This is a genomic window from Pseudomonas sp. H1_F01 (assembly GCF_054681425.1).
Genome location: NZ_CP162823.1, coordinates 4,637,356 through 4,659,852 on the forward strand (window position 1 = coordinate 4,637,356; position 22,497 = coordinate 4,659,852).

Sequence of the window (22,497 nt, forward strand, 5' to 3'; positions counted from 1 at the left end):
TTCAGGAAAATTCGTATTTTCAGCGGTTATACTTCGGTTTTTACGAATCCGCGTGAACCCATGCTCAATTACCGACAATTGCATTACTTCTGGGTGGTGGCGAAAACCGGCAGCATCGTGCGCGCCTGCGAGCAGTTGAACCTGACCCCTCAGACCATCAGCGGGCAGATTTCCCTGTTCGAGCAGACCTATAACATCAAGCTGTTTCGCCGCGTCGGACGGCAGCTGGAACTGACCGAGGCCGGCCGCCAGACCTTGCCCTACGCCGAACACATGTTCCAGTTGGGCGGTGAGCTGGAATTGATGCTGCGCGCCCAGCCCAACGAGCAGCAAACCCTGTTTCGGGTCGGGGTGGCGGATGTGGTGCCCAAATCCATCGTCTACCGGCTGCTCGCGCCGACCATGGAGTTGAGTGAGCCGCTACGCATCACCTGTCGCGAGGACAAGCTCGAACGGCTGCTGGCGGACCTGGCGATCCAGCGTCTGGACCTGGTGATTTCCGACAGCCCGATGCCGACCCACCTGGACATCAAGGGCTACAGCCAGAAACTGGGGGAATGCGGGATCAGCTTTTTCGCCACCGCCGCGCTGGCAGAACGCTACGGGCGGGATTTCCCCCACGGCCTGCATGACGCTCCGTTGCTGATTCCCGGACCGGAAACCGTGGTGCGCAGCCGCTTGCAACGCTGGTTCGCCGAGCAACAGATCCAGCCGCGCATCGTCGGCGAGTTCGACGACAGCGCATTGATGCAGGCCTTCGGCCAATCAGGCAGCGGGATTTTCATCGGCCCGAGCGTGATCGCCGAAGAGGTCAAGCGCCAGTACGGCGTAGAAGTGATCGGCCAGACCGACGCGGTGAGCGAATCCTTCTACGCCATTTCCGTGGAGCGCAAGGTCAGCCACCCCGGCATCGTCGCGATTGCCGAAGGCGCGCGTCGCGAGTTGTTCAGCGCTTAGCAGGCGACACGAGGTTTAAAGGTCATCAGCAGCAACGCCAGCAGGATCGATACGAAGATGAACCCGGCCGCCGCAAACCCGACACTGCCCAGGCCCAGGGTATCAATGACCCGGCCACCAACCATCGCCCCCAGGCCAATCCCCAGGTTGGCCCCGGCGATGTTCAACGATGCGGCAAAGGCCGGGGCCTGCGGGGCCGCCTTCATCAGCCGCACATGGCTGACCAGGAACAAGGCCGCCTGGGTCACGCCCCAGATGCCCATCGCCGCCGCCAGCGCCAGGGGTGAATGAATGCTCGGCACCAACGCCACCATGCCGCCGATCAGGAACAGGCAGAAGACCATCGATGCGATCAACGGATGCCGGTCCACCGCCCGACCGCCCAGGGAATTGCCCAGCAGCCCGACGGCGCCGAAGCCCATCAGGCACCAGCCCACCAGGGTGCCATCGAACCCGGCGAGGCGTTCGAGGATATCCGCCAGATAGGTGTAGGCGGTGAACATGCCACTGAACACCAGGATCGACAACAGCACATGCCCTTGCATCAACGGGCTGCGCAGGATCTTGAATTGCGAACGAAAGCTCACCTGATGCTGGTGCAGATTGGTTTTCGGCAAGTAGATAAACAGCAGCAACGCCTTGGCGAAGGCGATGACCGCCAGGATCGCGAACGCACTGCGCCAGCCAAACGCATCGGAAATCAACGTGCCCACGGGAATGCCGAACACCGTGGCACAGACGATGCCAAAGCCGATCCGGGCGATGGCCCGCCCGGCCAACTGTGGCCCGACAATGTCCACCGCCGTTTCACTGGCCAGCGCCCAGAACACCGGCAGGCCCAGGGCCGGAATCAACCGGGCAACGGCCATCACCCAGATGTTGGGGGCGACTGCGGCGAGCATGTTGGCCAGGCCGAACATCACCAGCACACTGATAAACAACTTGCGCCGTTCAAAACGGGCGAACCAGGCCGTCAGGAATGGCCCGAACGCCGCCACCGTAAACGCGAACAACGTCACCAGCAGCCCGGCCTGGGGGATGCTGACCTGCAAGTCGCGGGCGATAGAGGGCAACAGGCCAACGATGACGAATTCCGTGGTCAGCACCGTAAAACCGGCGGCCGACAACAGAAAAATGGGTAACAACATGCAGAACTCCAGCGAAACGACGACACCAGCGTCAGCCCGTGGGCTCGCTGGCGGATATAGAAAGGTGATGAAGGCAAAGCCTAACAGAATGCGTCCACCAGACAAAACGCGCTTGAACACCCGAGTGACGGATCGTCACAGGTCCGTCAGATTTTTCATCGGGCTGTGATAAAGTCCGCGGCCTGCAAAACGCCGTACTTTTCTCACGGTCCGCTCATGTGGCCTGCCCGCTTGTTGCCCTGACTCGTCGACCGTCGCACACAATAAAATCAGAGATGCCGCTATGACAGCTTCGTCCGTTACCCCTATGCAACGCCTCAAACGCACCAGCCTGGTGACGCAAATCGTCATCGGCCTGATCGCCGGTATCGTCCTGGCTTGGCTGGCGCCCGACGTGGCCAAGTCCACCGCATTCATCGGCAAGGTCTTCGTGTCCGCGCTCAAGGCCGTGGCGCCGATCCTGGTGTTCGTGCTGGTCATGGCTTCGATCGCCAACCATAAGCATGGCCAGGAAACCCATATCCGGCCGATTCTGTTCCTCTACCTGCTGGGCACTTTCGCCGCCGCAGTGGTCGCGGTGGTTGCCAGCACGCTGTTTCCGTCCAGCCTCGTGCTGTCGACCCAAGACGTCGCAGTCACGGCGCCCGGTGGCATCAGCGAGGTGCTGCAAAGCCTCCTGCTGAGCGTGGTGGATAACCCGGTCCGGGCGCTGATGGACGGTAACTTCATAGGCATCCTGGCCTGGGCTATCGGCATGGGCATCGCCATTCGTCATGCTGGCCAGACCACCCGTACCGTGCTCGAAGACCTGTCCAACGGCGTGACCGTGATCGTGCGCCTAGTGATCCGCTTCGCCCCACTGGGGATCTTCGGCCTGGTCGCCTCGACCCTGGCAACCTCCGGTTTCGGCGCCCTGCTCGGCTACCTGCACCTGCTCACCGTACTGATTGGCTGCATGCTGTTCGTGGCATTGGTGGTCAACCCGCTCATCGTGTTCTGGAAACTGCGTCGCAATCCCTACCCGCTGGTGTTCACCTGCCTGCGCGAGAGCGGTATCACGGCGTTTTTCACCCGCAGCTCGGCGGCGAACATTCCGGTGAACCTGGAACTGAGCAAACGCCTGGGCCTGCACGAAGACACCTATTCGGTGTCGATCCCACTGGGCGCGACCATCAACATGGCGGGCGCCGCCATTACCATCACCGTGCTGACCCTGGCGGCCGTGCATACCCTGGGTATCGCAGTGGATATGCCAACGGCCGTGCTGCTGAGCGTTGTCGCGGCGATTTGCGCGTGCGGCGCATCCGGGGTGGCCGGCGGTTCGCTGTTGCTGATTCCCCTGGCATGCAGCCTGTTTGGCATTCCCAGCGAAATCGCCATGCAAGTGGTCGCGGTGGGTTTCATCATCGGTGTCCTGCAGGACTCGGCGGAGACGGCGTTGAACTCGTCTACGGATGTGCTGTTCACAGCGGCCGCATGCCTGGGTGAGGAAGAGAAGCTCGCGCGTACGGCGTAACAGTTGCGGTGGCTGTTCGGTCCCTATCGCGAGCAAGCTCGCTCCCACAGGGGATGTGTTGTGTAGCAGCTATTGTGTGAGCGCCACTGCCCCCTGTGGGAGCGAGCTTGCTCGCGATAGCGGCGGTACATCCGCCGAGGATGTGCCAGTCAGCCACAAAAAAGCCCGGGAACGGCCCACACCGTCCCGGGCTTTTTCATGCCTGCGGGGTTAGAACGCGCCCATGTAGTCGCGCTTGCCCACTTCCACGCCATTGTGGCGCAGCAAGGCGTAGGTGGTGGTGACGTGGAAGAAGAACTGCGGCAGGCCGTAGGTCAGCAGGTAGTTCTGGCCGCTGAAGCGTTTTTCCTTCGGCGTGCCCGGACGGGTGACGATTTCGATGCCTTCCTTGCCATCGATCTGCTCAGGGCGGATACCGTCGATGAAGGCCAAGACCTTGGCGATCAAGGCTTGCAGCTCGGCGAACGTGGTCTCGCTGTCCTCATACTTCGGCACTTCGATCTCGGCCAGGCGTGCAGACACACCTTTAGCGAAGTCCACCGCGATCTGCACCTGGCGCACCAGTGGGAACATGTCCGGGTACAGGCGAGCTTGCAGGAAGGCGTTCGGGTCGATGTTCTTCGCGGTGGCGTGGGCTTCGGCCTTGTTCAGAACGTCGCTCAACGCGTTGAGCATCTGCTTGAAAACCGGGACGGAAGCGGCGTACAGGGAAATAGTCATGGCGATCTCATGCAGGTGGCAGGAAAGAATGAATCAAACGGCTGCGATTATAGCCACGGCTTGTTGCACAGCTTGTCTTTTATTGCGCAAGGATTAGGCTAGGCGGCTTCCACAGCATAGGGAACGCGCGATGAGCATCGAAGAACAAAGCCAGGCTGAAGAACCACGGCTCAATAGCACGGAAATCCGCATCCTCGGCACGCTGGTCGAGAAGCAGGCCACCAACCCCGAGACCTACCCGCTGACGCTCAACGCCCTGGTCCTGGCCTGCAACCAGAAAACCAGCCGCGAACCGGTGATGAACCTCAATCCGGGCCAGGTCGGCCAGAGCCTGCGGGCACTGGAGGGTCGCGGCTTTACCAAACTGGTGATGGGCAGCCGCGCCGACCGCTGGGAACATCGGGTCGACAAAGCCCTGGAGCTGGTACCGGCCCAAGTGATCCTGATGGGCCTGCTGTTCCTGCGTGGCCCGCAAACCGTCAATGAGCTACTGACCCGCAGCGGTCGGATGCACGACTTCGAAGACGCCGAACAAGTGGTGCACCAGCTTGAACGCCTGATCGCCCGGGGGCTGGCGCTGCTGGTGCCACGCCAGGCCGGCCAGCGCGAAGACCGCTATGTGCACGCCATGGGCGACCCGGCGGACATCGAGGCGATTCTCGCCGCCCGCCAGCACCCGGTGGAGCGTGGAGCCGGCGGCGCTGTCTCGCTGGAGCGCATCGAAGAACTCGAAGCGCGGATCGCGGCCCTGGAAGAACGCCTGTCGCGGCTGGAATAGCAGCGCCTACGCCAACCGGGCGAAGGCCACGGCTTTTTCGAATTGCTCCAGGTTGGGCCGCACGCCGGTGTACAGCACGAACTGCTCCAGTGCCTGGATCGCAATGACTTCCAGCCCGGTGATGACCCGCTTGCCTTCGGCCCTGGCGCGCACGATCAGCGGCGTTTCCGACGGGATCGCCACGACATCGAACACAGTTTCGGCCGCGACGATGGTCTCGGGCTCAAACGCCAACTGGTCGGCTTCCGGCCCCCCGGTCATGCCGATCGGCGTGACGTTGATCAGCATCTGTGGCCGCCGGGTACCCAGGTCAGCTTGCCATTCATACCCCAGGGACTCGGCCAGGGCTCGCCCGGCGGCTTCATTGCGGGCAACGATCAGCCCGTTCTTGTAACCCCCATCGCGCAAGGCACTGGCCACAGCCTTGGCCATGCCGCCGCTGCCGCGCAAGGCAAAGGTCGAGTCCTTGGGCACCGCGTGGCTTTGCAACAACTGGGCGATGGCGATGTAGTCGGTGTTGTAGGCTTTCAGATGGCCATTGGTATTGACGATGGTGTTGATGGACTGGATCGCCGCGGCGGAAGGATCCAGCTCATCCACCAGGGCAATGCAGGCTTCCTTGAACGGCATCGACACGCCGCATCCACGAATTCCCAGGGCACGGATACCGCCCACGGCTCCAGGCAGGTCCTGGCTGCTGAACGCCTTGTAATAGAAATTCAGGCCCAATTGTTCATACAGGTGATTATGAAAGCGCAGGCCGAAGTTTCCGGGACGCCCCGATAGCGACATGCACAGTTGGGTGTCTTTGTTGGGATTGATCTGCATGCGTGTCTCCTTGCAATTCACTTTCGGACAGACGGAATCACCGCTGCGAAAGGTTTTATTCGATGATGATACCGCCAGCCCCGACCCGGTCTCAGGCCCCTGGATGACGCGGCGCGGTAAGGAAAAGCGCTACAGACCTTACACAATATTTACCCAACGGCGTCGCAAATCCTGAGAAAATCGTTGTCAGAGCAAGTATCCCCGCGACCCTCATCGGGTCTGTTACAGACCACAGGCGCCGGGGCCGAAACGAGGAACAGCCATGAATCGTAGACTTCCCATCATCGCCCTGCTCATGGGGGCACTCGCGGTCACCGGCCAGGCATCCGCCCACGGTCGTGGTGGTTGGGAGGGGCCCGCAGTGTTTGGCGCAATCGTCGGTTCGGCCATCGTTGGCTCGGCCCTCATCAACCGTGATCGGCCGGTGTATGTGCAGCAACAACCGGTCTACTACCAACCGCAGCCGGTCTATGTGCAGCAACCACCGCCGGTCTACTACCAGCCACAGCCGGTGTATGTAGAGCAACCGATCTACTATCGCCCAGCGCCGGTGTATTACGGGCCACCACGGGGCTACTACTATGGCCCGCCTCGTGGTCATTACGGTCGCTGGTAATCAGCTTCCCGGGTGGCAAAAAAAAGCCTGTGATCAATGATCACAGGCTTTTTCATATTCGCCACAGTGTAATTGTCAGACGTGCTCGCTGCTTTTCAAACGGACCGGCGCATGCTCCGCCGCCCCGTGAACAGGCTCAGTCACCACGGGAATCTCGTTGCCATCGCAGTCGTGCAGCTTGCCATCGCTGAAGTAATCACCTTCACGAAGCGCCGCCAGGTCCTGGTAGCGCAACACTCGCTCAGTGCCGGCGGCGAAAACCGACTGCTGGTCGGAGTTACCGGCGGTGAAGTGGTTGAACGCCAGGTTCAGCGCGATCGCCATGATTGCCGAAGAACTGATGCCCGAATGAAAGATGGTCGCGAACCAGCTCGGGAAATGGTCATAGAAGTTCGGTGCAGCGATGGGAATCATGCCAAAACCAATGGAAGTGGCGACGATGATCAGGTTGACGTTGTTGCGGTAGTCGACTTTGGACAGCGTGCGGATGCCACTGGCAGCCACCGTGCCGAACAGCACGATACCAGCACCGCCCAGTACCGAGGTCGGCACCGCTGCGATCACCCGGCCCATGAACGGCAGCAGGCCGAGCACCACCAGGAAGACCCCGCCGGTCGCCACCACGAAACGGCTCTTGATCCCGGTCACCGCCACCAGCCCGACGTTCTGGGCAAAGGCACTCTGGGTGAAGGAACCGAAGATCGGCGCGATCATGCTCGACAGCATGTCGGCCCGCAAGCCGTTGCCCAGGCGCCTGGAGTCGACTTTGGTGTCGATGATCTCGCCCACCGCCAGGATGTCGGCGGAGGTTTCCACCAAGGTCACCATGATCACGATGCACATCGACAGGATGGCGGCGATGTGGAAAGTCGGCATGCCGAAATGGAACGGTGTCGGGAAGCCGAACATCGGGCCCTGGCCGACCGATGAAAAGTCCGCCATGCCGAGGAACACAGCGATGACGGTACCAATCACCATCGCCAACAGAATCGACAACCGCGAAATGGTTGCGTTACCCATTTTGCTCAGCAGGAGCACCAGCACAAGGGTCACTGCGGCCAGGCCGATGTTGGCCATGCTGCCGAAATCAGCGGCATGGCTGTTGCCCCCCATGGCCCAGCGCGCCGCCACCGGCATCAGGGTCAGGCCGATGGTGGTGATCACGATGCCGGTGACCAGTGGCGGAAAGAACCGGGTGATGCGTGAAAACACCGGGGTAATCAGCAAACCAATCAGGGACGCGGCGATCACCGCGCCAAGGATGGCTTGAAAGCCGCCTTCCCCGCCGCTGCCGACAATCGCCACCATCGTCGCCACGCCCGAGAACGATACGCCTTGCACCAAGGGCAGTTGGCAGCCGAAAAACGGCAGGCCGAGGGTTTGCAGCAACGTTGCCAAGCCCCCCGCGAACAATGACGCGGCAATCAACAGACCGATGTCCGCGGGCGAGAGCCCGGCCGCCTGGCCGATGATCAATGGCACGGCGACGATGCCACCGTACATGGTCAACACATGTTGCAGGCCGTAAGCCATATTCGCGCCGACGCCAAGGTTTTCGTCCTCGGGCCGTGGGAGTGAAACATGGGGCGTTTTCATGGTTCGGGGATTCCCTGTTTTTTGTTATGGGCACACTGTATTCAAAACTCAGGACAAATGTCCATAGAGTTGTATACAACTTGTTGCCATACGCAGGAACAGGCTCCCCGGCCAACAGCCTTTTTATGGCTGGAGCAACCCCACTATCGCCGGCCGCAACAGCTCGCGCGGCGGTACGCGCAGGCCAAACTCTTGTTCGAGCAAGTCGATCAACTCATCGGCATCGGCGATCACCCGGCGCTCGCTCTCCTGCCCTATCCGGTGCACCGCATAGCTGTTGCCGTTCAGGGTCTTGCGCAACCCGTCACCGGTACGCGCGACCATCAACCGGCCCATGAACGGCGATTCCGGGTGACTGCTGACGTACCAATTACCGAGGGTGTAGTCGATGTCTTCCTGGCGTTGCAGATCGAACAGGTACATCGGCCGCCATTCGTCGGCGACGTTGGCGCGCAACATATAACCGTCCGCATGGGTTTCGATGCGGTACGGCTCATGGGGCGTTGTTTGGGCTTCACGGCTGTCCAGCAACAACGGCGCAGTGGGCACCATGCCACCAAAGCCGACGTCAGTGATGTAGCGCACGCCGTCGAACGTCACCAGGCTCAGCCGGTGGGTCCGGGCAGCCCAAGAGCCTTCAGGCGCGTTCATCACCACGCGTCCGGTGATGCCGCGGGCGTCGAAACCCAACTCCAGCAACAGCGCCAAAAACAGTTGGTTGAGTTCATAGCAATAGCCACCCCGCCCCTGTTCGAACACTTTTCGTTCGACCGATTCAAGGTCGACGGGCACGGGCTGACGCAGCAACGTCGACAGGGTTTCAAAAGGGAATTCGGCGGTATGGCGCTGTTGCAGTTGGCGCAACGTGTCGAGGGTCGGCGCTGGGGGGGCGTCGAAACCCAGGCGCCGCAGATAGCGGGCCGTGTCGCTCAGTTGGGGGTGACTCATGAGGGGTGTCCTTTTCCAGGGTCGGCGCAGCGCTCACGACAAGCGCACTGCTATTGGGCGCCAGGTATAAGGCATTCCCCTCACAGAGACAACAATCGACCGGATGCCTCCCTGGTCACCGCCGCTTGCGTGACGCCAGCCGGATCCAGGCGGGCGCATGGTCACTGGGATGGGGTTGGTTCCGGACCCAGGCGTCCACGCCGGCCTCGCTCAGGTAGGCGCTGGCCGCCGGGTTGAGCAGCAGGTGATCGATGCGCAGCCCGGAGTTTTTCTGCCAGTGCTGGCGGAAATAATCCCAGAAAGTGTAGATCCGCTCGTCCGGATACAGGTGGCGCAACGAATCGGTCCAGCCCTGGTCCAGCAGCCGCTGGTAGCACGCGCGGCTTTCTGGCTGCAACAGCGCATCCTTGAGCCAGGAGCGCGGGTTGTAGATGTCCATGTCGGTGGGCACCACGTTGTAATCACCGGCCAGCACCACGGGGTGATCGCTGGCCTGCAACCCTTGGGCGTAGTCGATCAGCCGTTCGAACCACGCCAGCTTGTAATCGAACTTCGGACCCGGTTGCGGATTGCCGTTGGGCAGGTACAGGCAGCCCACCAGCACGCCATGCACCGCCGCCTCCAGATAGCGACTGTGATTGTCGTCATCCCCACCGGGCAAGCCTCGGCGGCTCTCCAGCGGCTGCGCGTCACGGGCCAGGATCGCAACGCCGTTCCAGGACGCCTGCCCATGCCAGATCGCCCCGTACCCCACCGACTCCAGCTCCGCCGCCGGGAAATCCTTGTCCACCGCCTTGAGCTCCTGCAAACAGGCAATGTCGGGTTTTTCCCGCTCCAGCCATTCCAGCAGGTTGGGCAGCCGGGCCCGGATGCCATTGATGTTGAAGGTCGCGATCCGAAGGTTTTTCATAGCGCCAGAACTCGAAATGCCAAGTCACAGTTGTGACCGACAACCGGACTGGGTGGTTGCAACAGGTTTTCAGGAACCCGTTTTCGGCAACGGCAGGCCACTCGCCAATAAGTGTGCAAAGGCTTGCTTGTCGATCGGCCGGCTGAGGAAATAACCCTGCACTTCGTGGCATTGGTCCGAGCCCAGTGAGCCGAGCTGGGCCTGGGTTTCCACGCCCTCGGCAGTCACCGTCAGCCCCATGGCCTTGCCCAGGTTGATGATCGCCTGTACCACGGCGCGGTCATTGCTGCTGTTGCTCATCGAAGCAATGAAGCGCTTGTCGATCTTGATGCCATCGAATGGATAGGTGCGCAGATAACCGAGGGACGAATAACCGGTACCGAAATCGTCCATGTTCAAGCGCACGCCCAGTTCCTTCAGGGCATTCATGACCTGCAGGGCGCCATCAACGTCGTTGAGCATCACGTTTTCAGTGATCTCCAGTTCCAGACGACTCGCCGGGAAACGGGTTTCGATCAACACCTGTCGCACATCCTCCACCACATCGCTGCGCTCGAACTGCGCCGGCGACAGGTTGACCGAGACCATCAATTCTCCCGGCCAGGTCAGTGCGGTTTCGCAGGCCTCGCGCAATACCCATTGCGAAAGCGGGACGATCAAGTCGGTTTGCTCGGCCAATGGAATGAAGGCGTCGGGGCTCAACAAACCTTGGGTCGGATGCTGCCAGCGAACCAACGCCTCGACCGCCACGATCTCCCGACCATCGACGGTGTAGCGCGGCTGGAAATGCAGGACGAATTCGTTTTTCTTCACAGCCTGGCGCAGGTCGCTTTCCAGTTGGCGACGATGCTGGATCTGATCGTTCATCTGCGAGGCGAAATAGCACCAGGTTTTCTTGCCCTCGGACTTGGCCTGGTACAAGGCAATGTCGGCGCAGCGGATCAGTTCTCCGGGTACATAACCCTGGCGGCGGCTGACAGCGATACCAATGCTCGCGCCGATGTGCAACGAATGGGTTTCGTAGAGGATCGGCTGCTGCAGGCTGTCGATCAGCCGCTCACAGAATCGGTCGATCTCAGTGGTGTGCTCCATCCCGTTGAGCACCACCACGAACTCGTCCCCTCCCAGGCGCGCCACCAGGTCTTGCTCGCGGGTGCAGTCGCGCAGTCGCTGGGCCACTTCCAGCAACACCGCGTCGCCGGCCGGGTGGCCGAGGGAGTCGTTGATCGGCTTGAAATTGTCCAGGTCGACCATCAGCAAGGTCAACGGTGCGGAATGCTCCTTGGCCACCAGCGCATCATCGAGGTGCCGCGCCAGCTTGTTACGGTTCGGCAGGCCGGTCAGCGCATCGTGCATCGACAGATGCTGGACCTGGGCATGGGCCGCCACCTCATCGGTGATGTCGCTGGCGGTACCGCGATAGCCCACCACCTCAGCCTTGTTATAGATCGGGCGTGCCGATACACGGCAGAAACGCAATTGCCCGGAATGATCGCGGTAGGAACAGCGCAAGTTGCTGGCGTTCTGTTCCTCCGTCAACTTGCCCAGCCAGAGGGCAATCGGCGTGGTATCGCAATACAGCAGTTGCTCGATGTCCTGCCCCAGCCATTGCTGGTCGGAAAACCCGGTGACCGTATTGAAACGCCCCGACAGATAGGTGATGCGTTGCTGCCCGTCGATTTCCCAAATCCAGTCGGAGGCCGCCTCGGCCACGGCCCGAAAGCGCTCTTCGCTGGCCTCGAGCGCATGCGCCGACTGTTCCAGGCTGTCGTAACTGGCGTCCACATGCCGTGCCGTGCGCAACGCATAGCGAGAAAAGTAGGCAGTCAGCAGTGCGAGAATAAACAATGCGCCACCCAGCGGCGGCACCAGGGACCAGAGCAATTGCTGGCCCGGCCGCTCCAGGCGGGACACCAGGCTGAAACCGGTACTGTCCAGCGGCACGGCCGGCTGGCCGGGCTCAAGCTCGATGTCTTTCTTGAGGTTCAAGTCGGCGAGGCCATAACTCTTGCCCAGCTTGCGCAGCTTGACCGGTGTCAGTTGGTCGACGAACAGCAAGACCGAGGTGCCTTTGGACTCGACCTGGGGCCGTTCGTCATTGGGCAGAATCACCGACGCCGTGACGATGGCCGGCCAGCCCTCGAACAAGGTGTAGCGGGTCGTGGACATCGTCAGGTCGGGCTGCGCCTGGAGCTGGTCCACCAGGTTGGTCAGCGACGCATTCATATAAACCGCGGCATCACCTTGTACATTGCGCCCGCGCACCACGGCGTATTTGGTGCGTTGCCGATCAATGACAAACACACCCTCGTATTCATCGTTGGTGAACAGGGTCTTTCCCATGTTCTGTTCGGCGTAGGCCCATTGCACGTCGACCTCGCCGTTGAGGCGCTCGTAGGCCGTGGTCCAGTAGGCGTAACTGGCGATGTAGTTTTTCGCGGCGGTGGTGCGATTCTCAAGGGCGCGCTCGATATAGAAATGCGTCTTGCGCACATCCTCCGCGTCCAGCTTTTGCGCAATATCGAACAACGCGGCAACCGCCACCAGGATGCCCAGGACAAATAGTGCCCCGACCGCCACGACCAGGCGACGGGTAATCGGTGTGTGACGCGCAGTGTTTGAAGGGGTATCGGCAGCGGAATCCATTGATCTGCTCCTGTCCTGTCAACGCTGGCTCCGATCGAGAACGGTGAGGGTCCGCGGCCAGTCATGCTCCCAACCTTAGCACCCGCTGCCTGATCACTTGGCGAGCCCACGGTTTTTTGCGAAAGAACCTACACACCTCGTATATGGCACCAGCACAGTGTCTGAACAATGGACCGTGGCACGTTGCCGATGATTCCAACCGATCTCAACGATCCGAGCGCGCCAGCGTATCGAGCCCACTTTCCGTCGATAACACCGCCACACGGTTGCGGCCGCCGTGCTTGGCCTGGTAAAGCGCCGCATCGGCCCGCTGGATGAAGACTTCGATGCTGTCCAGGCCGCTGGGCACAAAGGCATAACAGCCCAGGCTCACCGTGAGGTGGCCGGTCGGGGAGCCGGAGTGGGTGATGTGCTTGTCGATGACGCTGCGGCGGATCTGCTCGGCCAACGCCATGGCCCCCGAAAGATTGGTGTCGGGCAACAAAACCGCAAACTCTTCGCCGCCATAACGCACCGCCAGATCGGCCTTGCGATGGCAACAGTCCTTGAGCACCTTGGCCACTTCCGCCAGGCAATGGTCCCCGGCCACGTGCCCATAGGCGTCGTTGTAGCGCTTGAAAAAATCGATATCGAGCATGATCAGGCTCAAGGGGCTGCGCTGACGGGCGCCCCGGCCGAACTCGATGTCCAGGGCACGCTCGAACAGACGCCGGTTCGCCAGCCCGGTGAGGCTGTCATGGGTGGCAATCAGCTCCAACGCTTGCTGAGCCTTGCGCAAGTCCGCTTCGATCCGTTCGCTGTTACGTACCTGGCGCACGAATACCCAGCCGAACAAGCAAATGCCCAGCACCACCAGACCGACAATCAGGCTGGATTGGAAAGCCCGGTCATGCCACCCCGACAGGATCGCGTCCTCAGACATCGCAGCAGTGACCACCAGCGGATAAGCCTGTAGATGCTGGTGTCCATACAGCCTGACGACACCGTCGATGGTCGAACGGATGAGTGCATCGCCAGACATCCCGCCGGTCAGGACATGGTTGTAGATGTGTTCCTCGGCCAGCGGGTGACCGATCCGTCCCTCATCGAAGGGGCGCCGGGCCAAGAGTGTCCCGTCAGACAAAGCCAGGGCCATCTCGCCTTGCTCATCCAGGCTGAAGCTTTTGAAGAATCGGTCGAAGTACGACATTTTGATGCCGGCCATCAACACGCCTTGGAAGTTGCCATCCTGATCGTTCAAACGGCGGGAAACGGGAATGATCCATTCGCCGTTTTGCCGGCTGCGAATCGCTGGGCCGATATGAGCGATCAAGGAGGCATTCTGTTGGTGGAAAGCAAAATAATCCCGGTCCGCCACCCCTGCGCCCCTGTGCAGGTTGTCAAAAGAGGTCACCACCCAGTGACCGTGCTTGTCGAACAGGAACAGGCCATGCAATTGCTCAAGCGATTGCACACGGCGGGCAAAGGTCTGCTGCAAGCGTGGCTGTACGGCGGGGCCGTAGCCATCGACCTGGATCCAATCTGTCAGACTGGCCAACACCAGATCAGTCTGGAGGAAGGTGTCCTGGGCCTGCTGGGCCATGGCCCGGGTAAGGGTCGCCGAAGCGACGCGGGCCGACTCCAGGTCGTGGCTGCGCGATTGCTCCAGTTGCAGGTAAAGCAGACCGCACAGGCACAGGCACACCGCCGCGATAAACGTAACCGCTGCCTTGAGCAACGGCAGGCGCTTCAAGGCACCGCCAGGGACATGGAAAGGATCGAAAATAGAGATAGGCAAGCGAATTCCTGAAGGGGGCAAAACATGAGCGAATTCGCTCAAAGCCCCCAATATTCGTGAGCTTAGCCTACCGCTTGTGAGGCGGCAATTTGCCCGTGCAGCAGAGCCGATGGGTGGCTGCAGTGGATCCAAAACCCCGCCTGCCAGCCGATAAAAATGCCCTCTTCAGAACGATGAACACTTGTGGCTAGGGCCGTCGCTCTCACCGTACCGGCGGCACCCGGATCTCCCCGGCGCGGCATTGTGTCCTGACGCCCCTGCCACACGCGGCGAACGCCAAGTCCTTGTCCATGCACACCCGCACTTCCGACAGTTGCGGCCCGCTGCAAATCACCGCTATGCCGTCGGGAGCGATGCCTGGATTGCTTTGGCGGAACAGCCGGATGATTTCATCAGCCTCGAAATAATACGAGGAATTGAATGGTTGCAGCTGCGGTGGGATTTTCACCGCGCCCAAGGCTTTGTCGGCAACTTCCAGGTAGCCCATGGCACCCAGGCCACTGCACGTGCCGTGCTTGGACCATTCATGCGCCATCAACTTGCGGGTGGGAAACAAGGTCAGGCCCTTGTTCTGCTCCGCCGCCGTCAGCGGCACCTGGGGCGCACAGGCTTGCGGCCAGCCGCCCCGGGTGTATTGCGGCCAGAGGCCATGGAGCACAAAGCCGTAGCCCTTGCCGGAACACTGCGCATCCTTCTGGTGAGTCAGGCAGAACGTCGGTGACCAGGACAGCGCCAGCAAGTAGTAATCAAACACCCCGGCCACGGATTGCGCCCGTGCGTTGCCGGATTCGCGGGCATTGGCCGCGCCCATGGAACCCAGTGTCAGTACGATCAGCACGACAATGGCAAGACGTTGTTTCATTGACCCACTCCTTGGGGCGATTGTGCGAAAGCGGGATGATCGGGCGATGATTGTTTCAACCTTGTGTTTCAACTGTTTGAAGGGCTGTTTTTCACAAGCAGACCTTTTTTACAAGCAAAGCTTGCCGGGGGGCTATCTAAATTGCGTAACGCCTCATAACGTAGATCGCCTTTGACTTTTACGTGCCCCGTCGCCCATGAGCAAACCGACCCGAACCGATGACGAACGCCCCCTGACCAGACCCGACGCCGTCAGCCTGCGCGTGGCCTTCTGGTTCTGGCTCAAACTGGGCTTCATCAGCTTCGGCGGCCCTGCGGGGCAGATCTCGATCATGCACCAGGAGTTGGTGGAGCGCCGACGCTGGATTTCCGAACGACGATTCCTGCATGCCCTTAATTACTGCATGTTGCTGCCGGGACCAGAAGCCCAGCAACTGGCCACGTACCTGGGCTGGCTGATGCACCGCGGTTGGGGCGGGATCATCGCCGGGGCACTGTTCGTGCTGCCTTCGTTGTTCATTCTCATCGCGTTGTCCTGGCTGTACGTCGCCTTTGGCGAAGTGCCGATAGTGGCGGGCATTTTCTACGGCATCAAGCCAGCGGTAACGGCAATCGTGGTGCATGCCGCCCACCGGATCGGCTCCCGCGCACTCAAGAACAATTGGCTGTGGGCGATCGCCGCGGCGTCGTTCGCCGCGATATTCGCCTTCAACGTGCCCTTCCCGCTGATCGTGCTGGGTGCCGCCGTCATCGGTTACCTGGGCGGTCGCTGGGTACCGGAAAAATTCAGCCTGGGCGGCCACGATGACAAGCACCAATCCTTCGGCCCGGCATTGATCGACGATGACACCCCGCCCCCGGACCACGTCCGGTTCAGCGCCTTCAGGCTCGCCCGGCTGGTGATCATCGGTGCCCTGTTGTGGGCGTTGCCAATGGGCCTGCTGACCGCGGTGTTCGGCTGGGAAGGCACGCTGACGCAAATGGCCTGGTTCTTCACCAAGGCTGCATTGCTGACGTTTGGCGGCGCCTATGCGGTTTTGCCCTACGTGTACCAGGGCGCCGTCGGACACTTCGGCTGGCTGACGCCGACACAAATGATCGATGGCCTGGCCCTGGGCGAAACCACGCCCGGGCCGCTGATCATGGTCGTGGCCTTCGTTGGTTTCGTCGGAGGCTACGTGATGCAGGTGTTTGGTCCCGAACAGGCGTTTCTCGCCGGGGCCGTCGCGGCCACGCTGGTGACCTGGTTCACGTTCCTGCCCTCGTTTCTGTTCATCCTGGCCGGCGGCCCGTTGGTGGAATCGACGCACAACGCGCTGAAATTCACCGCGCCGCTGACTGCGATCACCGCGGCGGTGGTCGGGGTGATCCTCAACCTGGCGTGCTTCTTCGGTTACCACGTAATCTGGCCCAACGGTTTTGCAGGTGCCCTGGACTGGCCGTCGGCAATCATCGCAATCGCAGCGGCCATTGCGCTGTTTCGCTACAAGCTGGGGGTGATCCAGGTGTTGCTGGCGTGCGGGCTGGCTGGGCTGGCGGTGCACTTGCTGCGCTAGACGAGGCGTTTGCTCAGGTACGTCGCCGAAGCCGGGCACAAGGTTTTGAATTGAGCCGTCGCACTGATCGAAGCAGGCGCCAGCGAGCGGTCCCGCGCCTGATAGCCCTGGCCGGTAAAAAACGCCGCGGCGCTGTCAGTCAGCAGATGGAGCTGCTCTACACCCTCACGTTTCGCAAACGCCTCGATAGCGGCCAACACCGCCGCGCCAGTGCCCTTCCCCCGCAGCCCCTCAAGGACAACCAGCGAGCGCAGCAACCGGTCAGCCCCCTCCCCCTCGATGCCACCAAACGCCACAACAACATCTTGGTGGCTGAAGCTGAAGAACTGTCGACCAGGGTATGTCAGGTCGTCCACGGGAAGACCGGCCAGGGTGAGCGCATCGCGCAACGGTCCCAGGTCGTTATTGCTCAGTATTCTCATGTGCATGACTTGCTCCTCATAAATTGTTCCGGTAATCGTCATCGCACCGAAACTCAACAACACACCACCCCATGACCCAGCGCAAATGAACACCCCAGCCCATCAGCTAAGCTCAACCTATCATCACGACAGGGAATCGACATGAGCAAGGCAGACGAGCTAGCGGCCAAACTGAGGAAAACCCAGCAAACCCGCGCGGATACCGACAACTGCGCCGACCTGGCGATCGAGCACTGGCCCGCCCAGGTCTACGAACTGTATCGCCAGATCGAAATCTGGCTGGCGCCCGTGTGCGAGGCAGGCCTGGACATTCGGCGTAACCCCACCCATGTATTTGAAAGTCATTCCAGCGGTTCGACGTACAGCTACGCCATCGATCAACTGGTGATCGAAGGCAATCACCAGCGCATTTCATTCGACCCGATTGCGCGTTTCTCGTCCAAGGGAGACGGATGCATTGAGGTCCATATGAAGGGGCAGGAACACTGCATCGTGCGCACACTCGGCGAACATGGTGAATCGCTCTGGCATATCCAGGCACTGCGCCTGTCCGGACAACCGCGTCCTGAACCCGCCATGCTGGACGAGGACACCTTGCTCGCGCTGGTAGAGCAAGGCCTGGGGCTTTAACACAAGTGGGCGACCCTTGAGGTCGCCCTTTCAACTGTCTTTGGCTTTGCGCCCGCGCGAGGCCCCCTTCACAGGCACGCTGTTGCCATATTCCGTCCACCAGGTCGTCAGCGCTTCCATCGTCGGCCCCAGCCCTCGGGCCTTTTGCGTGATTTCGTATTCCACCCGCGGCGGCACTTCTGCGAACACAGTGCGAGACACCAGGCCATCTCTTTCCAGCTCGCGAAGTTGCGCCGTCAACATGTGTTGCGTGATGCCGGGAATGGCCTTTCGCAGTTCCCCAAAGCGGTAGATCCGCTGATTGAGCAACCACATGATTTCCAGTTTCCACTTGCCCGAGAGCAGCGCGAATGCGCGGCGCATTTGCTCGTGCATGCTGATGCTGGCGTGCTCATTAGTCTGGTTTTCCATACTAACCATCACTTTTTCATCCTTCTTGTGGGCTTTCATGTTAGGCGACATTCTCGCCCCTTGTCGATTCAACCCAGCCCACTCAGGAAGAACCTCATGATTGAACACTACCTCTACTGGATCAGTACCGCGGCGTTGGCCCTGCTTTACCTGGCGTCCGCAACGCTGTACGTCACCAAGAAGGCCTGGGTCGGCCAGGCGCTGGCTGACCTCGGTTACCCCAGCTATCTGGTACCGATGCTCACCGTCCTGAAAGTCCTCGGGGTGGTCGCCATCCTGTCGCGCACAAGTGTGGCGCTCAGCGACCTGGCTTATGCAGGCATGCTCTATCACTTGCTGTTGTCGGGGTCCGCGCACATCGGTGTGCGCAAGCCGCGCGGTGCAGTTCCTGCGGCGATAGGCATCGTGTTGCTGATCGCTTCCTTCCTGACCCAGAACGCGGTCCGCGAAGCTCCGTCGCCCTATGCCCCTGGCGCGGCGCAGCACCAGGTCATCCTCGACTGACGGATATTTACCTCAACCCACCGTGCTGTAGGGCGTTGCTTGCGTAGTCGATGAAGATTCCCGGAGCGCTGACCGAGCGGCCAGCACCGTAAGAACAGCGGCAACGCCCAACACCGCCGCACTGGTTTCGAACGTCGCGCGATAGCCACTCAGGTCAAACAGAAGGCCGCCCACTGTCGCGCCCGCGGCGATGGCGAGCTGGACGATCGCCACCATCAGGCCGCCGCCGGCTTCGGCATCTTGCGGCAGCGTTCGCGAAAGCCAGGTCCACCAACCTACGGGCGCCGCCGTGGCCACCAGGCCCCAAAGGCCGAGCAGGACGGTCGTGATCGTGATCGAGCCACCGAACCCCACCAGGGCAATGGCAATCGTGGCCATCAACAGCGGGATGACGATGAGCGTCCGATAGAGATTGTTTTTCAAGCACGCCCCGATCAGGAAGGTGCCCAGCAAACCCGCCACACCGATCACCAGCAACATGAAGGACAGCATGGAAACGCTCACCTGCGTCACCGTTTCAAGGAACGGGCGCAGGTAGGTGAACAACATGAACTGGCCCATGAAAAACGTGCTGACCGCCAGCATGCCGAGTGCGACCGGTGCCCGGGTCATCAACTTGAAGACATTGGTACTGCCTTGCTTCGCCTGCGAAGGCATGGAGGGCAGGCGTAACAGCAGCCAGACCAGGGCGATGGCGGCGACGGGCACGATGCAGAAAAACGCGCCACGCCAACCGATGATCGCCCCCAGGAAACTGCCCAGCGGCGCAGCGATCACCGTCGCCAAGGCATTGCCGCCATTGACGATGGCCAGTGCCTGCGGAACCTGATCGTCCGGCACAAGCCGCATGGCCGTGGCCGCCGACAGCGACCAGAAGCCGCCAATCGCCACGCCGATCAACGCGCGACCGAGCATGAATACCGCATAGTTTGGTGCAAACGCCGCCACGGTGCCTGAAACGATCATCAGCAATGTCAGCCCCAAAAGGAGCCATTTGCGGTCGACCCGGGCGGCGATCGATGCAATGAACAGGCTGGTGATCAGGGCAAAGGCGCCAGAGACGGCAATGCCTTGACCGGCCTGCCCTTCGCTGACGTGAAGATCCGCCGCTACCGGCGTCAGCAAGCTGACTGGCATGAACTCCGAGGCAACGAGCACGAATGCGGCGAGGGCCATGGCAAGTACCGCGCCCCAGGCGGGCTGGACTTGTGGCGATGAGTTATCTGTCATTGGAGGACAATCCTGTGTTTCTTTGATGGATCTGTGGGCAGATTGACGGCGGCATATTCAACACCACTGTCTCAGGCAGACCGCTATCGCGAGCAAGCTCGCTCCCACAGTTTTGAATGGGGGTGTTCACATATTTCGTGCCCGCCACACCTCCCCGTGTGGGAGCGAGCTTGCTCGCGATGACAGCGGCACATCCAACATCACCGCCTCAGGCAGACCGCTTTCGCGAGCGGTCCGCTGGCGCCTGTCTTCAGCCGACCAAGGTCGCGTTATCGATCACGAAGCGATACTTCACATCGCCCTTGAGCATGCGCTCGTAGGACGCGTTGATCTGCTCGGCCCGGACCAGTTCGATGTCGGCGACGATGCCGTGCTCTGCGCAGAAATCGAGCATCTCCTGGGTCTCGGGGATGCCGCCGATCATCGACCCGGCGAGGGTGCGCCGCTTCATGATCAGGTTGAAGACATTCGGCGAAGGATGGGGGGTTGCCGGGGCGCCCACCAGGGCCATCGTGCCGTCGCGCTTGAGCAGCACCAGCAACGCGTCCAGGTCGTGAGGGGCCGCCACGGTGTTCAAGATGAAATCGAAACTCTTGGTGTGCGCAACCATTTCTTCAGCATTGCGCGACACGACGACCTCGTCGGCCCCCAACTGCCTGGCATCCTCACGCTTGGACTCGGAGGTGGTGAACGCCACGACGTGAGCCCCCATCGCATGGGCAAGCTTGATGCCCATGTGGCCCAGGCCACCGATGCCGACCACGCCGACTTTCTTGCCCGGCCCGACGTTCCAGTGGCGCAGCGGCGAATAGGTGGTGATGCCTGCGCAGAGCAGCGGCGCGACGGCGGCCAGTTGGGCTTCGGGGTGACGAATGCGCAACACATAGCGCTCATGCACCACGATGTTTTGCGAATAGCCACCCAGCGTCCAACCGGGCTCATCCGGGGTGGGAAAGTTGTAGGTCCCGATCATCCCGTCACAATAATTTTCCAGACCGCTGTCGCAGTCGTCGCAATGCTTGCAGCTGTCGACGATGCAGCCGACGCCCACCAGGTCGCCGGTCTTGAAGTCGGACACATGGGCGCCGACCGCCGCGACCCGACCGACGATTTCGTGGCCCGGCACGCAAGGGAACTGGGTACCCGCCCACTCGGCACGCACCTGGTGCAGGTCCGAATGGCATATACCACAAAAAGCGATGTCGATCTGGACGTCATGCGCGCCCGGCGTGCGACGAGTGATCTGCAGGGGTTCAAGGGGCTTGTCGCCCGCGTGGGCGCCGTAGGCTTGTACACGCATCAGAAGACTCCTTGCTGGATTGAATGAGGTTCTATCTTCAGGGCTCATCCCGGCCGGCAGGTAGTGCATTACGGTTAAATTCTTGCCTGATTCTATGAGCTTCTCCATTTCGCATAGGCAGCGCTTCGTTTGCCGAGTTAATGTTCTGCCTATAGCGCTTGAGCTGAGATGACACCCGGACCCGACATGGCCATCCAACGCAGATCCGTACAAGAGACTCTGGCCGCCATCATCGGCGGCCGGACCTCACACCCGGGCGACTTTGAAACGCCCATCGCCGGCCTCGCCTTCTTTCGGCGTGAAGCCCCGGCGCCGCCGGTGATTTGCATGATCGAACCGAGCATCGTGCTGGTGGCCCAAGGCGAGAAGCAGGTCTGGATCGGCGGCGAAGCCTATGGCTACGACACCGGGCGGTTCCTCATGACCTCCCTGGACATCCCCGCCAATTCCGAGGTGATGCAGGCCAGCCCGGAACAGCCCTGCCTGGGCCTGGTCCTGAGGCTCGACTTGCGCATGGTGGCCGATCTGATCGCCCAAGGCAGCCTGTCGCCGCCGCGTGATCGAGCGGTCGGGATCGGCGCGGGAATCGGCACCGCGACACCCGACCTGCTGGCGCCGTTCGCACGTCTGCTGGGGTTGTTGGATGAACCCGAAGCGATCCCCATATTGGCGCCGTTGATCCAGCGCGAGATCCACTACCGGTTGCTGCTCAGCGACCAGGCCGCCCGGCTGCGGCAGATCGTTTCGGTCGATAGCCAGGGCTACCGGATCGCCAAGGCCATCGACTGGTTGAAATTGAACTACACCGAACCCGTGCGCGTAGACGACCTCGCCGCGCGGGTGCAAATGAGCGCGCCGACGTTTCACCACCACTTCCGCCAGCTCACGGCGATGAGCCCGCTGCAATACCAGAAGTGGCTGCGGTTGAACGAAGCAAAACGCTTGATGCTCAACGAGCACGTGGACGTGGCGAGTGCGGCCTTCAAGGTGGGTTACGAAAGCCCTTCCCAGTTCAGCCGCGAATACGCCCGCTTGTTTGGCGTGCCGCCCAAGCGCGACATTGCGGCGCTACGCGGGTCGGCCAAGGCTGGTTGATTCATCAGTGGGAGCAAAGCTTGCTCGCGATGCAGGCACCTTGGCCTT

21 protein-coding genes are annotated in these 22,497 nt (G+C 61.2%); 8 read left to right on the forward strand and 13 right to left on the reverse strand.

Going from position 1 to position 22,497, the window contains the following annotated elements; all coding sequences use genetic code 11:
- Nucleotides 1–60: 60 nt before the first annotated feature.
- Entirely contained in the window at nt 61–957 is an 897-nt protein-coding gene (gene nhaR / locus AB4O09_RS20880) for a transcriptional activator NhaR (protein WP_003199846.1), read from the forward strand.
- Here nhaR and AB4O09_RS20885 read toward each other — a convergent pair.
- Nucleotides 954–2,105, reverse strand: coding sequence for an MFS transporter (locus AB4O09_RS20885; RefSeq protein WP_003199844.1), 1,152 nt, complete (start codon nt 2,103–2,105; stop codon nt 954–956). The two genes, nhaR and AB4O09_RS20885, sit on opposite strands and share 4 nt — an antisense overlap.
- Nucleotides 2,106–2,388: 283 nt before the next feature.
- Here AB4O09_RS20885 and sstT point away from each other — a divergent pair, with 283 nt between their 5' ends.
- Nucleotides 2,389–3,621, forward strand: a complete 1,233-nt coding sequence (gene sstT / locus AB4O09_RS20890; protein ID WP_003199842.1) for a serine/threonine transporter SstT — start codon at nt 2,389–2,391, stop codon at nt 3,619–3,621.
- A 210-nt stretch (nt 3,622–3,831) separates the two neighbouring features.
- Here the strand turns inward: sstT and AB4O09_RS20895 are convergent, their stop codons facing one another.
- Nucleotides 3,832–4,341 carry a DUF1993 domain-containing protein gene (locus tag AB4O09_RS20895; RefSeq protein ID WP_003199840.1) on the reverse strand — a complete coding sequence of 170 codons (510 nt, stop codon included), beginning with the start codon at nt 4,339–4,341 and terminating at the stop codon, nt 3,832–3,834.
- Between the two features lie 130 nt (nt 4,342–4,471).
- On the opposite strand from AB4O09_RS20895, the gene AB4O09_RS20900 reads away from it, so the two are divergent.
- On the forward strand, nt 4,472–5,119 hold the full coding sequence (locus tag AB4O09_RS20900; RefSeq protein ID WP_003199838.1) for a YceH family protein: 648 nt from the start codon (nt 4,472–4,474) through the stop codon (nt 5,117–5,119).
- Between the two features lie 6 nt (nt 5,120–5,125).
- Here AB4O09_RS20900 and AB4O09_RS20905 read toward each other — a convergent pair whose 3' ends face one another.
- On the reverse strand, nt 5,126–5,947 hold the full coding sequence (locus tag AB4O09_RS20905; protein ID WP_460107414.1) for a shikimate 5-dehydrogenase: 822 nt from the start codon (nt 5,945–5,947) through the stop codon (nt 5,126–5,128).
- A 262-nt stretch (nt 5,948–6,209) separates the two neighbouring features.
- On the opposite strand from AB4O09_RS20905, the gene AB4O09_RS20910 reads away from it, so the two are divergent.
- The gene (locus tag AB4O09_RS20910; RefSeq protein WP_003199833.1) at nt 6,210–6,563 is read left to right on the forward strand and encodes a hypothetical protein; all 354 of its coding nucleotides are present in this window, start codon (nt 6,210–6,212) and stop codon (nt 6,561–6,563) included.
- A gap of 75 nt (nt 6,564–6,638) precedes the next feature.
- Here AB4O09_RS20910 and AB4O09_RS20915 read toward each other — a convergent pair whose 3' ends face one another.
- The 6 genes from AB4O09_RS20915 to AB4O09_RS20940 form a co-directional block, all read right to left on the reverse strand.
- Nucleotides 6,639–8,159, reverse strand: a complete 1,521-nt coding sequence (locus tag AB4O09_RS20915) for a nucleobase:cation symporter-2 family protein (protein ID WP_013692648.1) — start codon at nt 8,157–8,159, stop codon at nt 6,639–6,641.
- 123 nt (nt 8,160–8,282) lie between these two features.
- Entirely contained in the window at nt 8,283–9,107 is an 825-nt protein-coding gene (locus tag AB4O09_RS20920; RefSeq protein ID WP_100263696.1) for an arylamine N-acetyltransferase family protein, read from the reverse strand.
- A 115-nt stretch (nt 9,108–9,222) separates the two neighbouring features.
- Complete coding sequence (gene xth, locus AB4O09_RS20925; RefSeq protein WP_053162216.1) at nt 9,223–10,017, reverse strand: exodeoxyribonuclease III; 795 nt, start codon at nt 10,015–10,017, stop codon at nt 9,223–9,225.
- Between the two features lie 69 nt (nt 10,018–10,086).
- Nucleotides 10,087–12,663: a bifunctional diguanylate cyclase/phosphodiesterase gene (locus tag AB4O09_RS20930; protein WP_003199826.1), complete on the reverse strand. Its 2,577-nt coding sequence runs from the start codon at nt 12,661–12,663 to the stop codon at nt 10,087–10,089.
- 205 nt (nt 12,664–12,868) lie between these two features.
- On the reverse strand, nt 12,869–14,440 hold the full coding sequence (locus AB4O09_RS20935) for a GGDEF domain-containing protein (protein WP_003199824.1): 1,572 nt from the start codon (nt 14,438–14,440) through the stop codon (nt 12,869–12,871).
- A 202-nt stretch (nt 14,441–14,642) separates the two neighbouring features.
- Nucleotides 14,643–15,302 (reverse strand): ribonuclease T2 family protein, encoded by a 660-nt coding sequence (locus tag AB4O09_RS20940; protein WP_028237671.1) that lies wholly within the window; start codon nt 15,300–15,302, stop codon nt 14,643–14,645.
- 196 nt (nt 15,303–15,498) lie between these two features.
- On the opposite strand from AB4O09_RS20940, the gene chrA reads away from it, so the two are divergent.
- Nucleotides 15,499–16,857, forward strand: coding sequence for a chromate efflux transporter (chrA, locus tag AB4O09_RS20945; RefSeq protein WP_028237672.1), 1,359 nt, complete (start codon nt 15,499–15,501; stop codon nt 16,855–16,857).
- On the opposite strand, the gene arsN2 is transcribed toward chrA, so the two are convergent.
- Nucleotides 16,854–17,285: an arsenic resistance N-acetyltransferase ArsN2 gene (gene arsN2, locus AB4O09_RS20950; RefSeq protein WP_028237673.1), complete on the reverse strand. Its 432-nt coding sequence runs from the start codon at nt 17,283–17,285 to the stop codon at nt 16,854–16,856. The genes chrA and arsN2 overlap by 4 nt on opposite strands.
- A 135-nt stretch (nt 17,286–17,420) precedes the next feature.
- Here arsN2 and AB4O09_RS20955 point away from each other — a divergent pair, with 135 nt between their 5' ends.
- Nucleotides 17,421–17,909 carry a hypothetical protein gene (locus AB4O09_RS20955; RefSeq protein ID WP_460094568.1) on the forward strand — a complete coding sequence of 163 codons (489 nt, stop codon included), beginning with the start codon at nt 17,421–17,423 and terminating at the stop codon, nt 17,907–17,909.
- A 30-nt stretch (nt 17,910–17,939) separates the two neighbouring features.
- Here AB4O09_RS20955 and AB4O09_RS20960 read toward each other — a convergent pair whose 3' ends face one another.
- On the reverse strand, nt 17,940–18,329 hold the full coding sequence (locus AB4O09_RS20960; protein WP_198286650.1) for a winged helix-turn-helix transcriptional regulator: 390 nt from the start codon (nt 18,327–18,329) through the stop codon (nt 17,940–17,942).
- Nucleotides 18,330–18,416: 87 nt separating this feature from the next.
- On the opposite strand from AB4O09_RS20960, the gene AB4O09_RS20965 reads away from it, so the two are divergent.
- Nucleotides 18,417–18,824 carry a DoxX family protein gene (locus AB4O09_RS20965; protein ID WP_003199813.1) on the forward strand — a complete coding sequence of 136 codons (408 nt, stop codon included), beginning with the start codon at nt 18,417–18,419 and terminating at the stop codon, nt 18,822–18,824.
- Nucleotides 18,825–18,836: 12 nt separating this feature from the next.
- Here the strand turns inward: AB4O09_RS20965 and AB4O09_RS20970 are convergent, their stop codons facing one another.
- Nucleotides 18,837–20,054, reverse strand: coding sequence for an MFS transporter (locus AB4O09_RS20970; protein WP_460107417.1), 1,218 nt, complete (start codon nt 20,052–20,054; stop codon nt 18,837–18,839).
- Nucleotides 20,055–20,304: 250 nt separating this feature from the next.
- Nucleotides 20,305–21,354 carry an NAD(P)-dependent alcohol dehydrogenase gene (locus tag AB4O09_RS20975; RefSeq protein ID WP_460107418.1) on the reverse strand — a complete coding sequence of 350 codons (1,050 nt, stop codon included), beginning with the start codon at nt 21,352–21,354 and terminating at the stop codon, nt 20,305–20,307.
- Nucleotides 21,355–21,540: 186 nt separating this feature from the next.
- Between AB4O09_RS20975 and AB4O09_RS20980 the strand changes: the two genes are divergently transcribed.
- Complete coding sequence (locus AB4O09_RS20980; protein WP_041931128.1) at nt 21,541–22,449, forward strand: AraC family transcriptional regulator; 909 nt, start codon at nt 21,541–21,543, stop codon at nt 22,447–22,449.
- The last annotated feature ends 48 nt before the right edge of the window (nt 22,450–22,497 follow it).

Coding starts and splice junctions, on each gene's coding strand:
- nhaR (WP_003199846.1), top strand. CDS start 61: ATGCTCAATTACCGACAATTGCATTACTTCTGGGTGGTGGCGAAAACC.
- AB4O09_RS20885 (WP_003199844.1), bottom strand. CDS start 2,105: ATGTTGTTACCCATTTTTCTGTTGTCGGCCGCCGGTTTTACGGTGCTG.
- sstT (WP_003199842.1), top strand. CDS start 2,389: ATGACAGCTTCGTCCGTTACCCCTATGCAACGCCTCAAACGCACCAGC.
- AB4O09_RS20895 (WP_003199840.1), bottom strand. CDS start 4,341: ATGACTATTTCCCTGTACGCCGCTTCCGTCCCGGTTTTCAAGCAGATG.
- AB4O09_RS20900 (WP_003199838.1), top strand. CDS start 4,472: ATGAGCATCGAAGAACAAAGCCAGGCTGAAGAACCACGGCTCAATAGC.
- AB4O09_RS20905 (WP_460107414.1), bottom strand. CDS start 5,947: ATGCAGATCAATCCCAACAAAGACACCCAACTGTGCATGTCGCTATCG.
- AB4O09_RS20910 (WP_003199833.1), top strand. CDS start 6,210: ATGAATCGTAGACTTCCCATCATCGCCCTGCTCATGGGGGCACTCGCG.
- AB4O09_RS20915 (WP_013692648.1), bottom strand. CDS start 8,159: ATGAAAACGCCCCATGTTTCACTCCCACGGCCCGAGGACGAAAACCTT.
- AB4O09_RS20920 (WP_100263696.1), bottom strand. CDS start 9,107: ATGAGTCACCCCCAACTGAGCGACACGGCCCGCTATCTGCGGCGCCTG.
- xth (WP_053162216.1), bottom strand. CDS start 10,017: ATGAAAAACCTTCGGATCGCGACCTTCAACATCAATGGCATCCGGGCC.
- AB4O09_RS20930 (WP_003199826.1), bottom strand. CDS start 12,663: ATGGATTCCGCTGCCGATACCCCTTCAAACACTGCGCGTCACACACCG.
- AB4O09_RS20940 (WP_028237671.1), bottom strand. CDS start 15,302: ATGAAACAACGTCTTGCCATTGTCGTGCTGATCGTACTGACACTGGGT.
- chrA (WP_028237672.1), top strand. CDS start 15,499: ATGAGCAAACCGACCCGAACCGATGACGAACGCCCCCTGACCAGACCC.
- arsN2 (WP_028237673.1), bottom strand. CDS start 17,285: ATGCACATGAGAATACTGAGCAATAACGACCTGGGACCGTTGCGCGAT.
- AB4O09_RS20955 (WP_460094568.1), top strand. CDS start 17,421: ATGAGCAAGGCAGACGAGCTAGCGGCCAAACTGAGGAAAACCCAGCAA.
- AB4O09_RS20960 (WP_198286650.1), bottom strand. CDS start 18,329: ATGGTTAGTATGGAAAACCAGACTAATGAGCACGCCAGCATCAGCATG.
- AB4O09_RS20965 (WP_003199813.1), top strand. CDS start 18,417: ATGATTGAACACTACCTCTACTGGATCAGTACCGCGGCGTTGGCCCTG.
- AB4O09_RS20970 (WP_460107417.1), bottom strand. CDS start 20,054: ATGACAGATAACTCATCGCCACAAGTCCAGCCCGCCTGGGGCGCGGTA.
- AB4O09_RS20975 (WP_460107418.1), bottom strand. CDS start 21,354: ATGCGTGTACAAGCCTACGGCGCCCACGCGGGCGACAAGCCCCTTGAA.
- AB4O09_RS20980 (WP_041931128.1), top strand. CDS start 21,541: ATGGCCATCCAACGCAGATCCGTACAAGAGACTCTGGCCGCCATCATC.